Genomic DNA, 14,720 nt, shown 5'->3' with positions numbered 1-14,720 from the left:
ATCCCGCCGATCCACCACAGGGAGCAGAGCTATGGATTTTGGTCTCGTCCTGCAGACGGACCCGCCCGCCGCGCGGGTCGTGGAGCTGATGCGGCGTGCCGAGCGCAACGGCTTCAGCCACGGCTGGACCTTCGACTCGACGGTGTTGTGGCAGGAGCCGTTCGTCATCCACAGCCAAATTCTGGCGCGGACCGAGCGGATGGTCGTCGGCCCGATGGTCACCAACCCGGGGACGCGGACGTGGGAGGTGACCGCGTCGACCTTCGCGACGCTGAACGAGATGTTCGGCAACCGCACAATCTGCGGGATCGGGCGGGGCGACTCGGCGATGCGGGTGGCGGGCCGCAGGCCCAACACCCTCGCCCGCATCGAGGAGGCGATGCACGTCATCCGCGAGCTCGCCGAGGGCCGCGAGGCGGACCTCGGCGGCACGACCGTGCGCATCCCCTGGATCAAGGAGGGAGCGGAACTTCCCGTGTGGATGGCGGCGTACGGGCCGAAGGCGCTGGCGGTCGCCGGGGCGAAGGCGGACGGGTTCATCCTGCAGCTCGCCGACGTGTACCTGACGGAGTGGATGGTCAAGGCGGTCAGGGACGCCGCGGTCGCCGCCGGACGCGACCCGGCGGAGGTGAAGGTGTGCGTGGCCGCGCCCGCGTACGTCACCGAGGACGACTCCCCGCAGGCGCTGGCGCACGCCCGTGAGCAGTGCCGCTGGTTCGGCGGCATGGTCGGCAACCACGTCGCCGACCTCGTGGCGAAGTACGGCGAGGTGTCCAGCGCCGTCCCCCAGGAGCTCACGGATTACATCAAGTCCCGTCAGGGGTACGACTACTCGCACCACGGCCGTACCGGCAACCCCGACACCGCGTTCGTCCCCGACGAGATCGTCGACCGCTTCTGCCTCATCGGCACCGCCGAGCAGCACATCCAGAAGCTGCGCGCCCTGCAGGCCCTCGGCGTCGACCAGTTCGCCCTGTACGACATGCACGACGCCAAGGAGTCCGCCATCGACGCCTACGGCTCCACCGTCATCCCCGCCCTCCGCGGCTGAATCCCCGGCCCGCCATCCCCCGCACGGCACGTTCGATCCCCGTACCCCTCGAACGAAGGGGGCTGCCATGACAGCCACCGCTCCACCCCCTGCCGGAAGAGCCGGGGCCGAGGCCCGCGTCGAACTCCCGCCCGACGCCGTCCCGACCGGCCCCTACGCCAACGAGGACCTGCTCCCCGTCCCGCTCGCCCAGCGGAAGTGGACCACGTACAACTTCACCGCGCTGTGGATCGGGATGGCCCACAACGTCGCCTCCTGGACCCTCGCCTCGGGCCTGGTCGCCCTCGGCATGGACTGGAAGCAGGCGGTGCTCACCATCGCCCTCGCCAATGTCATCGTGCTGGTGCCGATGCTGCTCACCGGCCACGCCGGACCCAAGTACGGCATCCCCTTCCCGGTGTTCGCCCGCGCGTCGTTCGGGGTGCGCGGAGCCAACCTGCCCGCCCTGGTCCGGGCGGCGGTCGCCTGCGTGTGGTTCGGCATCCAGACCTGGATCGGCGGTTCCGGCATCTTCCTGCTCGCCGGAAAGCTGTTCGGCGACTCGTGGGCCACCGCCGGGACGGTCGGCGGCTACCCCTGGACGCAGTGGCTGTCCTTCGTCGTCTTCTGGATCCTGCAGGTCGCGATCATCGTGCGCGGCATGGAGACGGTGCGGCGCTTCGAGAACTGGGCGGCCCCCTTCGTCATCGTCGGCGCGATCGCGCTGCTGATCTGGATGACGAACAAGGCCGGCGGCCTCGGCCCGCTGCTCGACCAGCCCTCCGCCCTCGGCTGGGGCGGGGACTTCTGGAGGGTCTTCTTCCCCGCCCTCATGGGCATGATCGGCTTCTGGTCGACGCTCTCCCTCAACATCCCCGACTTCACCCGTTACGCCGCCGGGCAGCGCGCCCAGCTGTGGGGGCAGTCGCTCGGCCTGCCCACCACGATGACGCTGTTCGCGCTGCTGTCGGTGCTGGTGACCTCCGGCTCCCAGGCGGTCTACGGCGAGCCGATCTGGGACCCGGTGGCGCTGGCGGCCAAGCTCGACAACTGGGCCGCGGTGCTCTTCGCGCTGATCACGGTCCTGGTGGCCACGCTGTCGGTGAACATCGCGGCGAACGTGGTCTCGCCCGCCTTCGACCTGTCCAACATCGCGCCGCGCAGGATCAGTTTCCGCACCGGCGCGCTGATCACCGCGGTCGTCGGTGTCGTCATCTTCCCGTGGAAGCTGCTGGCCAGCCCGCAGGCGTACATCTTCACCTGGCTCGGCACCGTCGGCGGCCTGCTGGGCACGGTGGCCGGCATCCTGATCGCCGACTACTGGATCCTTCGCCGCACGCGGCTGGAACTCGCCGACCTGTACCGGACGGACGGCAGCTACTGGTACTCCGGCGGCTGGAACTGGCGGGCACTGGCGGCCTTCGTCGTCGGCGGTGTCCTCGCCGTCGGCGGCTCGCACTCCGGGCTCGACGCCAAGGGCGTCAAGCAGGGGCCGTTCCCCGTCGACGGGTTGATCCCCTTCCTGAAGCCGCTCGCCGACTACGGCTGGGCCGTCGGCCTCGCCGCCTCCCTCCTCGTGTACGTCCTGCTCAGTCGTCTCGCGCCGCAGCGCGAGGACTGAACCGGCGCCCCACTCGCGGGGCCCGGGTCCGGCCCGCTCAGCGGCCGGGCCCGGGCCCCGCCGCGCGCTGCGCCTCGTGCGCGAGCAGCGCCACATAGAGCGAGGTCAGCTGTTCGAAGTCGTCCAGGTCGATGCCGAGCAGCGACTCGATGCTCTGCAGCCGCCGGTACAGGGCGGGCCGGCTGACGTGGTGCACCTGGGCGGCCGCCGACTTGTTGCGGCCGGTCGCCAGATAGGTGCGCAGCACTTCCAGCAGCGCCGGGTTCCCCAGCAGCGGCCCCAGCTCCCGTCCGATGAAGGCCTGTAGCTCCGGCTCGTCGCGCAGCAGCCGCACCAGTCCGCGCAGCCGGACGTCGCGCAGCCGGGCCACCGGCGCGTCCGGAGGGCCGGCGACCGCGGCGTCCGCCACGTGCACCGCCTCGGCGAAGGAACGGCGCACCTCGTCCAGTTCCCGGCAGCCGAAGCCCGCACCGACCACCGCGGTACGCCCGCGACCGGCGAGTTCGCCGTGCACCCGCACCGCCACCTTGTGCACGGCGGCGTCGGCGTCCTGGCCTTCGGGGATGCTGAGCAGGACGGCTGTGCCGGCCGATCCGATCCGCGCCACCAGCCCGGCGACGCCCGGATCCTCGGCCAGCGCGTGCTCGATCAGCTCCGGCATGCCGTCCCGGTCGTCCACCGGTCCGGCGCCGAGGGGGCGGACGACGACGGGCACGAAGGTGCGCCGCCCCACCGGGAGCCCGGCGGCCCGCACCCGGGTGACCAGTTCCCCGGTGCGGGCGGTGCCCGCCGCCAGGTCGTGCAGCAGCGACTCGGCGGACTGGTCCTCCCACCCCCGGTCCTGGTCGCCGAGGAGCCGGTGCATGGCCAGTGCCTCTGAGGCACGGGCGCCCAGCACCCGGCCGAACTCCTCCGGGCCGTGGTAGCCGAAGAGCACCAGGCGCCCCCACTGGCGGGCCCGGGCCTCCAGCGGCGCGACGACCCAGCCGTCCGGGCCGACCGTCACCGTGCCGCCGGCCAGTTCGGCGACCTGGCCCGAGACCCGCTCCCAGTCGCGCAGCAGGTCGTTGAGCGACCCCTTGTCCCCGGCCGAGGCCAGCGCCCGCCCCGCGAGGTTGACGACGACGGCGGGACATCCGCTGAGCGCCGCTATCTCGTCCAGCACCTGCTGGAGGCCGGCCCCGGAGAGATTGAGGGCCGTGAGCGCGGAGCGGACCCGGTCGGACAGGTCGAGCGCGGCGAACCGGCCGTGCACCAGGCGTGCGTGGACCTCCTCGGTGAGCCGCGCGAACGGCGCGGGCCGGTGGAGCACGACCAGCGGCACCCCGCAGCGCTCGGCGGCCCGGCGCATCGGCTCGGGGGTGGTGCGGAACGCCCGGCCGAGGCCCAGGACGACCGCCGCGACGTCGGCGCGCCGCATCGACTCGACGTACTCGCGCTGCGCCCGCTCGTCGCCCGCCAGCAGCAGTCCGGTGGTCAGCACCATCTCCCCGCCGCTGAGCATGACACCGACGTCCGGTGCCTCGGCCACGTGCAGCCAGCGCACCGAGCGGTGCAGATGGGCGGAGCCGGCCACGACCTCGGGCACCCAGGCCGCCACGAGGTCCAGGTCGAGCACGTCGCGCACGGTGAGCCGCCCCGCCGTACTCGCCGGGGGTGTGTCCGGTCTGCCGTCGTCCACGCGCCCACGCCCGTCCCTCGTGCCGCCAGGGGTGGGAGTCTAGCCATCCGTACCCCGCCCGGGGCGCTCCGCGCGCGGGATCAGAGCCCGTAGACGCGCCGCGCCGTGCCGGAGAAGACCTTCCGCCGCTCGCCGTCGTCCAGTGCGCCAGTCAGGGCGCCGGCGGAGTCGACCACCTCGGCGTAGCCGGCGGCGAGACGGCACACCGGCCAGTCGGAGCCGAACATCAGGCGCCGCGGCCCGAACGCGTCGAGCGCGGTGGCGGCGCAGGGCCGCAGATCCGACGCCGTCCAGGTGTCCCAGTCGACCTCGGTGGGCATGCCGGAGAATGTGCATGAGGTGTCGGGCCGGGCGGCGAGTGCCTTGTCAAACCATCACCGTAGAAACGCAGGTCAGCGCCGTGTCAGCCTGCGTCAGCCGGCGGCAGCGGATCGGCCACGAAGGTGCCGCGGGCCGGACGGGTGGCCACCAGACCCGCGTCCCGCAAGATGCTCAGCGCGCGCCGAACCGTGCCCGGGACCGACGCCGAAGTCATGCGTCATCGCAAGCTCACCCGGCAGGCGCGAACCGGGTGCGTACTGACCAGTGCGGATCTTGCGTTCAAGAATCGCCACAAGCTGCTCGTACACGTAGTCGGGGGAGTCTGCGTTAATCCTGTCCACGCGTCGACCGTAAGCCACTACCCGCAACCACGCATTACCCAGCACCACCACAAACCACTACCTATTACTCGCTACGCTCGGTTACCCGAGATGCAAAAGCGCCCCGGCAGGACGCGGCTACGTCCGTACCGGGGCTTACCGAGAAATGGAGTATGCGGCACCTTATCGCTGCTCTCGTTGCATGGTTCCTGCCTGCTCGCGTCGACGTCGGGCAGCAGCAACTCCGCCACCGGCACAGCGGGTCCGGCGCGTACCCAGCGCGCTGCCCACCCATCGTTCCCCGCGTTTCGCGGAAGTCTTCGACGCTGACGACCTGCCGCTTGTCTGCCCCTACGTGCTCGCGTGGGAAGCGCGGCAAGAGCAGCAGCGGCGACGTGAACGGCGACGGGCTCTTGCGTTGGCGGCGCTGGGGCAGGACATGCCGGGGCGTGCGGCGTGATCGTGGCGGCGAAGTTCTGCGGCGAGGTTCCCAACGTGCCAACTGACAGTTGGCGGTATGGGGCTTGCAACCTTCCGGCCGGACACAGCGGCGATCACGTGACCGACGCGTGCCACACGTGGGCGCAAACTCCTGCCAAGCCAGCGCGCGGCATGGCGAGTCTGCGCCTGCTTCCGTGGACAACTTCGGACGGCCGGCCCGCATACCTGCCTGACGGCAACCCGGACGGGATGCTCGCACAGACGGCGAAATACGGCACCATGCCAGGCATGGACGCTGGAACAGCCGCCTCACTGGGGGCACTTGCGGGTCTGGAGGCGTCGTCGGAGACATCGGCCTTGAAGCCGGTCAGTTCCCTGGGCAGCCCGTCCGGCGCCAGGTCCAGGACGGCGACCCGGGCGCCGCGCGCGGCCAGCAGCCGCGCGGTCGCCAGGCCGATCCCTGAGGCGCCACCCGTTACGAGGGCGCCGAGGCCCTCCAGGTCGCGCGACTGTCCGCTCATACCGTCCCACCTTCCTGCCGTGCCCGGTCGGTCACCCAGAACGTACCGCCGGGGTGGCGGTACGCGTGACACGGCCGGCCCGGGGCGAGGCGGGCCGGCCCGATCCGCAGGAGGCCGCGGACGAACCGGCGCGGTCGGGGCCTTGCGGTCGAGGGGGGTGTATCGGCGTATCCTGCCGGACGGGGGTGATGTGCACGTGGAGTCTGCGAAGGTCGTCGAAGAGCTGTGGCAGCGGATCCAGGCGCGCGACTGGGCCGGTGCCGGTGAACTGATCGCCGAGGACGCCGTGGTGGAGTGGCCCGTGAGCGGTGAGCGCATCGTCGGGCGGGCCAACTTTCTCGCCGTCAACAGCGAATACCCAGAGGGTTGGTCGGTGCGCGTCCTCAGGGTGGTGGCCGACGGCGACCAGGTCGTGTCGGAGGTCGACGTGCCGCATGCGGACCTCGGTGAGTTCCGGGCGGTGTCGTTCTGGACCGTCCGTGACGGGCGGGTGGTCGTCGGCCGCGAGTACTGGACGAGTCCGGGCTCGGACCCCCGTCCGCAGTGGCGCGCCCGCTACGTCGAGCCGATGTAGCGGGCGCGCCCTGGTACCGGGCGGGACGGTCAGCCGCCGATCGCCGGGTCGCTGGTGCTGTCCCGGCCGGTCTCGACATGGCCGGCGAGACGGCGCTCGAAGGCGGCGTCGTGGTCGGCGGTGACGGTCAGGTCGTACCAGCCGTGGGTGTGTTCGGTCCCGGCGGCGTGGACCACGCGGGCACCCGGGCGCAGCCGGTGGGACGTCGGCTTGTGCCCGCCGTAGCCGTCCCGGACGGTGAGCGTGACCGTCGAGTGGCCGTTGTTGGTCAGGACCAGGCGCACCGTGCCGCTCTTGCCGTCGTGACGGGCGCTGACCTCGGCGCCCGCCGTCGCGGCGCGGCCGGCGAAGCGGCGCAGGAAGCCGTTGGGGCCGTGCACGGTGACGTCGTAGCCGCCGTGGGCGCCCTCCGCGGCGTTCCAGGTGCCGGTGAGCGAGTGCCCCGACCCGACGGTGTACGTCCACGGACCGGAGGCGTCCGTCGCGGAGGTGACCAGGAAGCCGGCGCCGGCCTCGCCGTGGGACGCGAACTCGATCCGCAGCGTGCCCGCGGCGCTGACCGCGCCGTCCGCGGCGAGGTCGTACGGGACGGGGCGCGCGGGACGCAGTCCGCGCTCCTGACGGGGCAGCGAGCCCTCGGCGGGAGGCACCGGCGAGTAGTCGGGGTGGCGGTCGCCGTCCGGCGGGAGGTAGCCGCGGGTGTCGGGGAGCCGCGGGATGCGGCCGTCCTTGTGCCGGAAGTCGAAGGCCGAGGTCAGATCGCCGCAGACGGCGCGGCGCCAGGGGGAGATGTTGGGTTCGGTCACGCCGAACCGGCGCTCGATGAACCGGATGATGGACGTGTGGTCGAAGGTCTGCGAGCAGACGTAGCCGCCTGTGCTCCAGGGGGAGACGACGAACATGGGGACGCGCTGACCCAGCCCGTACGGACCCGCCGGGCGCCCGCCGCCGCCTGCGTAGACATCGCGGCCGACGTCGACGGTCGACGCGCCCTGCGCGGACGAGGCGGCCGGGAACGGCGGCACGACGTGGTCGAAGAAGCCGTCGTTCTCGTCGTAGGTGATGAACAGCGCGGTCCTGCTCCAGACCTCGGGGTTGGAGGTGAGCGCGTCGAGGACCTGCGAGATGTACCAGGCACCGTAGTTGGCGGGCCAGTTCGGGTGCTCGGTGAAGGCCTCGGGGGCCACGACCCAGGAGACCTTGGGCAGCTTTCCGGCCTTGACGTCGGCGCGCAGGAGGTCGAAGAACCCCTCGCCCTTGCGGGCGTCGGTGCCCGTGCGGGCCTTGTCGTACAGCGGGTCGCCGGGCTCGGCGTCACGGTACTGGTTGAAGTACAGCAGCGAATTGTCGCCGTAGTTGCCGCGGTAGGCGTCGTCGATCCACCCCCAGCCGCCGGCTGCGTCGAGGCCGTCGCCGACGTCCTGGTAGATCTTCCAGGAGACCCCGGCCTTCTCCAGCCGCTCGGGATAGGTCGTCCAGGAGTAACCCTTCTCGTCGTTGCCGAGGACCGGGCCGCCGCCCTTGCCGTCGTTGCCGGTGTGACCCGTCCACATGTAGTAGCGGTTCGGGTCGGTGGAGCCCATGAAGGAGCAGTGGTAGGCGTCGCACACCGTGAACGCGTCGGCGAGCGCGTAGTGGAACGGGATGTCCTCGCGAGTCAGGTGCGCCATCGTCGTGACGGACTTGGCCGGGATCCACTGGTCGTACCTGCCCTGGTTGAAGGCGGCCTGGGTGTCGTTCCACCCGTGCGGCAGGTCCTCCAGGAAGGCCAGGCCGAGGTCGTCGGCGTCCGGGCGGAAGGGCAGCACCTCCTTCGTGCCGTCCGACTGGTGCCAGACCGTCTTCCCGCTCGGCAGCGTCACGGGGTGCGGGTCCCCGAACCCCCTGACGCCGCGCAGTGAGCCGAGGTAGTGGTCGAAGGACCGGTTCTCCTGCATCAGGACCACGATGTGCTCGACATCCTTGATGGAGCCGGTGCGCCGGTGCGCGGGGATCTCCGCCGCGCGGGCGATGCTGGTGGACAGCGCGGTCAGGGCGGCGGTGCCGCCCGCCAGCTGCATGAACCTTCTGCGGTCGAGGGCGTTCATGAAGGGCCTGTCTTCCGGAAGATGCGATGGCCGTCTGATGTACGGGCCCGTCAGCTTCCGCAACTTGTCCGAACAAGTGGGGGCCAGTGAGCGAACCGTTCGGGAAACCTGACCCAACCCGGTGCACAGTCGGCCGTGCCGTGGTCGGGCCCTGCCGTGCCGCTGGGGCGTGGGGGACCGGGCGCCAGGGGCGGGCGCGGGAACGTCCGCTCGCGGTGGCGGGCACGGCCCGGTAGTCTCCGCCGCCGTCCGAGAGCAACCGCCCACAGAGGAGCATTGATCCACCATGACCCGGCCGACCGCCGCCCACTCCACCCTCCACGTGTCCGCGGGCGTCCTGCTCCTCAGCGCTCTGCTCGCCCTCTCGGGGTGCCGGCAGGGCTCCGACGACGGGACGGACGGGGTGGACGACCGTCCCTCCGCCGCGGCATTCGATGTTGCCGAAGCCCTGTCCCACGCGGACCCGGCGCCCTACTCGGCGGCCGTGACCATGACGACCACGGTCGCCGGGTCGCCCACCGTGTCGCAGGGCCGGCTCAACCTGAACGGCCCGGTGACCGGCCGGCTCACCGTGCGCGACCCGCGCAACGGCGTATCGGACATGCGCTACACCGGGGAGCGCGCCTACGTCCGCTTCCGACAGGACGACGGGCTGCCGGGGCGCTGGAACGCGCTGCCGGTGCCGGCCGGCGGGCGCGTCCACCTCGGCAACCTCACCGGCTATGCGGCTCTCCTGGCCGGACGTCCCGGCGCGGACAAGGGGCCGGAGCGGACCGCGGGCCTCGCCGTCCGCCGGCTCTCGGGAACCGTCACCACCGGCGAACTGGCGAAGCTCGACCCGGACGTGTACGGCGACATGACCGCCGACCATATCCGCTCGTTCGACTGCGAGATCTGGGTGACGGCACAGGGCCGCGTGGTGCGTTTCGAACGGAGTCTGGTCAGTGGCGACCGGGGGCCGATCCGTACCGTCGTGACGCTCTCCCGGTTCGGCGCGCCCGAGGAGACCACCGCCCCGGTGAATCCCTGAGCGACCCGGCCGTGTGCCGAAGAGCCGCCGTCACCGCAGGTCAGCGGCGGCCCGCGGACGCGATCGACCCCACCGGGGTTCCGGGGCGAGAGGCATACTGCCCCCATGAACCGTCTCGAACGCTGGGAGCAGCAGACCCGGGCGCCGCTGCTCGCGCTGGCCGTGGTGTTCGGTGCCGCGTACGCCCTGCCGATCCTGGTGCCGGCGGCGGACCCCGCGCTCATCACCACCGCGCACTGGACGGAGCGCACGGTCTGGGCCCTCTTCGCCGCCGACTACGCGGTCCGCCTGGGCCTGAGCGAGCGGCGGTGGGAGTTCGTCAAGCAGCAGCCGCTCAGCCTGGCCGTGGTCGTCCTCCCGCTGCTCCAGCCGCTGCGCCTGCTGCGGCTGGTGTCCGCGCTCTTCCTGGTCGGCCAGCGGGTACGGCCGGCGGCTCAGGTGCGCCTGACGACCTATGTCGTCGGTGCGGTGCTCGGCCTGCTGGCGTTCGGGTCGGTCGCCGTCCTCGAGGCCGAGCGCGGCTCCCCGCACGGCGACATCCGCACCATCGGCGACGCCTTGTGGTGGTCCTTCACCACGATGACGACCGTGGGCTACGGGGACCACGCCCCCACCACGGGTGTCGGCCGGCTCATCGCCGTCGGGCTGATGCTCTCCGGCATCGCCCTGCTCGGTGTGGTCACCGCCAACATCGCCGCCTGGTTCCTCGCGCGCTTCCAGGAGGACGAGGAGGACAACCGCCGGGTCCAGGAGGTGACCGAGGAACTGCTGCGGGAGGTCCGCGAACTGCGCCGGCAGATCGCCGACCTCACGGAGGCCACGACCGGCGCCCCCGCCGCGGCGCCCGGACGCGCCGTCGAATAGCGCCGACGGCCGCCGGACGGTGCCCCCGGATAGGACATCGCGTCCGAACGGATCAAGAGCGCACCGGAATGGGCAAGGTCACAGGTGTGCCCCCTGCTGCTCACCTGCTAACGGGCATTAACCTCTGAGCATGACGGTCCTGCCTGATGACGGGCTTTCCCTGGCCGCCGAGTTCCCGGACGCGACCCACGAGCAGTGGCGGCGCCTCGTAGAGGGCGTCCTGCGCAAGGCGGGCAAGGACGTCCCGGGTCAGGCGGCGGAGGACGCGCTGTCCACCACCCTCGAAGACGGCCTGAGCACACGCCCTCTGTACACCGCGCCGGACGCGACCGACGCTCTCGGCGACCGCGTCGGCCTGCCCGGCTTCGCGCCCTTCACCCGGGGCCGCGCCCCGGCGGGCGGCGTCCTCGGCGGCTGGGACCTGCGCCAGCGCCACGCGCGGCCCGACGCGGCCCGGACGAACGAGGCCGTGCTGGCCGACCTGGAGAACGGCGTCACCTCCCTGTGGCTCGTGCTGGGCGACGCAGGCCTCCCGGTCTCCGCGCTCGGCGCGGCCCTGGACGGCGTCTACCTCGACCTCGCCCCGGTCGTGCTCGACGCGGGCGCGGACTTCGAGGCGGCCGGGCAGGCGCTGCTCGCGCTGTACGAGGAACGCGGCGTGCCCCGCGGCGCCGTGAGCGGCAACCTCGGCGCCGACCCCCTCGGGCACGTCGCCCGCACCGGTGCGGCGGACGCGCTCGCCGCGCACACCGCCGCGGCCGTCGAACTCGCCCGCCGGGCCCACGAGGAGTACCCGGGGCTGCGCGCGCTGACCGTGGACGCCCTGCCGTACCACGAGGCGGGCGGCTCGGCCGCCGAGGAGCTCGGCGCGTCCCTCGCCACCGGCGTGGCCTATCTGCGGGCGCTCACCGAGGCGGGACTGCCGATCGACGCGGCCTGCGCGCACATGGAGTTCCGCTACGCCGCGACCGCCGACCAGTTCCTGACGATCGCCAAGCTGCGCGCCGCTCGCCGGCTGTGGGCCCGCGTCGCCGAGGTGTGCGGCGCGACGGCGGCCGCGGCGGGGCAGCGCCAGCACGCCGTCACCTCGCCGGTGATGATGACGCGGCGCGACCCGTGGGTGAACATGCTGCGCACCACGGTCGCCACGCTCGGCGCCGGTGTCGGCGGCGCGGACTCCGTCACGGTGCTCCCGTTCGACCACGCGCTGGGCCTGCCCGACGCCTTCGCGCGCCGCATCGCCCGCAACACCTCCACGATCCTGCTGGAGGAGTCCCACCTTGCCCGGGTCGTCGACCCCGCGGGCGGCTCCTGGTACGTGGAGCGGCTCACCGACGAGCTCGCCGGGGCCGCCTGGGCCTGGTTCCAGCAACTGGAGCGCGCCGGCGGGCAGGCCGCCGCCCTCGCCTCCGGCCTGGTCGCCGACCGCCTCGCCGCGACCTGGGCCGAGCGCGCCCGGGCCCTGGCCGAGCGCCGTGAACCCATCACCGGAGTCAGCGAGTTCCCCCTGCTGTCCGAGCCGCCCGTCGAGCGCGACCCGGCCCCGGCCGCCCCCTCCGGCGGCCTGCCGAAGGTCCGCAGGGACGAGGCCTTCGAGGCCCTGCGCGCGCGCTCGGACGCCCACCTGGCGGAGACCGGGTCCCGCCCGAAGGTCTTCCTGGCCGCTCTCGGCCCCGCCGCCGCGCACGGCGGCCGCGCCGGCTTCGCCGCCAACCTCTTCCGGGCCGGCGGCGTCGAGCCCCTCCACGACCCGGTGACGGTCGACGCCACGACAGCGGCCGAGGCCTTCACCCGCAGCGGTGCGCGGATCGCGTGCCTGTGCTCGAGCGACGCGCTGTACGAGGAGCAGGCCGCGGACGTCGCCGCGGCCCTGAAGGAGGCGGGCGCGCAGCGGGTGCTCCTGGCCAGCCGCCCCGGCGGGCACGAGGCCGCCTGGTCGGCGGCCGGCGTCGACGGCTATGTGAGCGCGGGCGGCGACGCGGTCGCCGTCCTGACCTCCGTTCTCGACCGGATGGGAGTGGCGTGATGCGGATCCCGGACTTCTCGGAGATCGAGCTGGGACCGGGCGCCGGCAACGGCGCCGGCGAGGAGCAGTGGCGCGCCGCGGTCAAGGAGACCACCGGCCGCGGCGCCGAGGACCTGGTGTGGCAGACGCCCGAGGGCATCGGCGTCAAGCCGCTCTACACCGGCCGCGACCTGGAGGGCCTGGACTTCCTGGGCACCTACCCGGGCATCGCGCCCTACCTGCGCGGCCCCTATCCGACGATGTACGTCAACCAGCCCTGGACGATCCGGCAGTACGCGGGCTTCTCGACCGCCGAGGAGTCCAACGCCTTCTACCGGCGCAATCTCGCCGCCGGCCAGAAGGGCCTGTCGGTCGCCTTCGACCTGCCGACCCACCGCGGCTACGACAGCGACCACCCGCGCGTCACGGGCGACGTCGGCATGGCGGGCGTCGCCATCGACTCGATCTACGACATGCGGCAGCTCTTCGACGGCATCCCGCTGGACCGGATGACCGTGTCGATGACGATGAACGGCGCGGTGCTGCCGGTGCTGGCGCTCTACATCGTGGCCGCGGAGGAGCAGGGCGTACCGCCGGAAAAGCTGGCGGGGACCATCCAGAACGACATCCTCAAGGAGTTCATGGTCCGCAACACCTACATCTACCCGCCGGGCCCGTCGATGCGGATCATCTCCGACATCTTCGCGTACACCTCGCAGAGGATGCCGCGCTACAACTCGATCTCCATCTCCGGCTACCACATCCAGGAGGCCGGGGCCACGGCCGACCTCGAGCTCGCCTACACCCTCGCCGACGGGGTGGAGTACCTGCGCGCAGGGCTCGGCGCGGGCCTGGACGTCGACGCCTTCGCGCCGCGGCTGTCGTTCTTCTGGGCGATCGGCATGAACTTCTTCATGGAGGTGGCCAAGCTCCGCGCGGCCCGGCTCCTGTGGGCCAAACTCGTCCGGCAGCTCGAGCCGAGAAACGACAAGTCGCTCTCCCTGCGCACGCATTCGCAGACCTCCGGCTGGTCGCTCACGGCGCAGGACGTCTTCAACAACGTCACGCGCACCTGCGTGGAGGCCATGGCCGCCACCCAGGGCCACACCCAGTCGCTGCACACCAACGCCCTCGACGAGGCGCTCGCGCTGCCCACCGACTTCTCCGCTCGCATCGCCCGCAACACCCAGCTGCTGCTGCAGCAGGAGTCCGGCACCACGCGGGTCATCGACCCGTGGGGCGGCTCCGCCTACGTCGAGCGGCTGACGTACGACCTGGCGCGCCGCGCCTGGCAGCACATCCAGGAGGTGGAGAAGGCCGGCGGCATGGCGCGGGCGATCGACGCGGGGATCCCCAAGATGCGAGTGGAGGAGGCCGCGGCCCGTACCCAGGCGCGCATCGACTCCGGCCGCCAGCCGGTCATCGGCGTCAACAAGTACCGGGTGGACAGCGACGAGCCGATCGAGGTCCTCAAGGTCGACAACTCCTCCGTGCGCGCCCAGCAGATCGCCAAACTGCGCCGGCTGCGCGAGGAGCGAGACGAGGCCGCCTGCCAGGACGCGCTCGCCGCCCTGACCGCCGCCGCCGAGCGGGGCTCGGGCCAGGGCCTGGAGGGCAACCTGCTGGCCCTCGCGGTCGACGCCGCCCGCGCCAAGGCCACCGTGGGCGAGATCTCCGACGCCCTGGAGAAGGTGTACGGCCGGCATGCCGGGCAGATCCGTACGATCTCCGGCGTGTACCGCAACGAGGCAGGGGAGTCGCCGTCCGTGGACCGCACCCGCGCGCTGGTCGACCGCTTCGAGGTCGCGGAGGGCCGCCGCCCGCGCATCCTCGTCGCCAAGATGGGCCAGGACGGCCACGACCGCGGGCAGAAGGTGATCGCCACCGCCTTCGCCGACCTGGGGTTCACGGTGGACGTCGGGCCGCTCTTCCAGACCCCCGCCGAGGTCGCCCGGCAGGCGGTGGAGGCAGACGTGCACATCGTCGGCGTCTCCTCCCTCGCGGCCGGGCACCTCACGCTGGTGCCCGCGCTGCGCGAGGAACTGGCGGCCGAGGGACGGGAGGACATCATGATCGTGGTCGGCGGCGTCATCCCGCCGCAGGACGTCCCCGAGCTGCTCGACGCGGGCGCCGCCGCGGTCTTCCCGCCCGGCACCGTCATCCCCGACTCGGCGTACGACCTGGTCACGCGGCTGGCCGCCGCGCTCGGCCACGAGCTGTGAGCC

At 72.5% G+C, this 14,720-nt stretch carries 9 protein-coding genes and 2 pseudogenes; 7 read left to right on the top strand and 4 right to left on the bottom strand.

Annotated elements, in window-relative coordinates; translation table 11 throughout:
* Positions 1-31 precede the first annotated feature (31 nt).
* Positions 32-1,051, top strand: coding sequence for a TIGR03842 family LLM class F420-dependent oxidoreductase (locus tag ACRWND_RS12930; RefSeq protein WP_431948863.1), 1,020 nt, complete (start codon positions 32-34; stop codon positions 1,049-1,051).
* Positions 1,052-1,118: 67 nt separating this feature from the next.
* Positions 1,119-2,651: an NCS1 family nucleobase:cation symporter-1 gene (locus ACRWND_RS12925; protein ID WP_431948862.1), complete on the top strand. Its 1,533-nt coding sequence runs from the start codon at positions 1,119-1,121 to the stop codon at positions 2,649-2,651.
* Between the two features lie 37 nt (positions 2,652-2,688).
* Here the strand turns inward: ACRWND_RS12925 and ACRWND_RS12920 are convergent, their stop codons facing one another.
* The 3 genes and pseudogenes from ACRWND_RS12920 to ACRWND_RS12910 all read right to left on the bottom strand — a co-directional run.
* Positions 2,689-4,332 carry a PucR family transcriptional regulator gene (locus tag ACRWND_RS12920; RefSeq protein ID WP_431948861.1) on the bottom strand — a complete coding sequence of 548 codons (1,644 nt, stop codon included), beginning with the start codon at positions 4,330-4,332 and terminating at the stop codon, positions 2,689-2,691.
* Positions 4,333-4,412: 80 nt separating this feature from the next.
* A pseudogene (locus ACRWND_RS12915) lies at positions 4,413-4,697 on the bottom strand (amidohydrolase family protein); the annotation flags it as partial.
* Positions 4,698-5,731: 1,034 nt separating this feature from the next.
* A pseudogene (locus ACRWND_RS12910) lies at positions 5,732-5,935 on the bottom strand (SDR family NAD(P)-dependent oxidoreductase); the annotation flags it as partial.
* 196 nt (positions 5,936-6,131) lie between these two features.
* Between ACRWND_RS12910 and ACRWND_RS12905 the strand changes: the two are divergent.
* Positions 6,132-6,509 (top strand): nuclear transport factor 2 family protein, encoded by a 378-nt coding sequence (locus ACRWND_RS12905; protein ID WP_431948860.1) that lies wholly within the window; start codon positions 6,132-6,134, stop codon positions 6,507-6,509.
* Between the two features lie 29 nt (positions 6,510-6,538).
* On the opposite strand, the gene ACRWND_RS12900 is transcribed toward ACRWND_RS12905, so the two are convergent.
* Positions 6,539-8,596: a phosphocholine-specific phospholipase C gene (locus ACRWND_RS12900; RefSeq protein ID WP_431948859.1), complete on the bottom strand. Its 2,058-nt coding sequence runs from the start codon at positions 8,594-8,596 to the stop codon at positions 6,539-6,541.
* Between the two features lie 286 nt (positions 8,597-8,882).
* On the opposite strand from ACRWND_RS12900, the gene ACRWND_RS12895 reads away from it, so the two are divergent.
* The 4 genes from ACRWND_RS12895 (at position 8,883) to scpA (ending at position 14,717) form a co-directional block, all read left to right on the top strand.
* Entirely contained in the window at positions 8,883-9,626 is a 744-nt protein-coding gene (locus ACRWND_RS12895; protein WP_431948858.1) for a hypothetical protein, read from the top strand.
* Between the two features lie 105 nt (positions 9,627-9,731).
* Entirely contained in the window at positions 9,732-10,490 is a 759-nt protein-coding gene (locus ACRWND_RS12890; protein ID WP_431948857.1) for a potassium channel family protein, read from the top strand.
* A 130-nt stretch (positions 10,491-10,620) separates the two neighbouring features.
* The gene (gene mutA, locus ACRWND_RS12885) at positions 10,621-12,516 is read left to right on the top strand and encodes a methylmalonyl-CoA mutase small subunit (RefSeq protein WP_431948856.1); all 1,896 of its coding nucleotides are present in this window, start codon (positions 10,621-10,623) and stop codon (positions 12,514-12,516) included.
* The gene (gene scpA, locus ACRWND_RS12880; RefSeq protein WP_431948855.1) at positions 12,516-14,717 is read left to right on the top strand and encodes a methylmalonyl-CoA mutase; all 2,202 of its coding nucleotides are present in this window, start codon (positions 12,516-12,518) and stop codon (positions 14,715-14,717) included. Before mutA ends, scpA begins: the two co-directional genes overlap by 1 nt.
* Positions 14,718-14,720 lie beyond the last annotated feature (3 nt).

This window comes from Actinacidiphila sp. bgisy167 (assembly GCF_965342175.1).
Taxonomy (GTDB): Bacteria; Actinomycetota; Actinomycetes; order Streptomycetales; family Streptomycetaceae; genus Actinacidiphila.
This window is presented reverse-complemented; position numbering and strand designations above follow the sequence as displayed.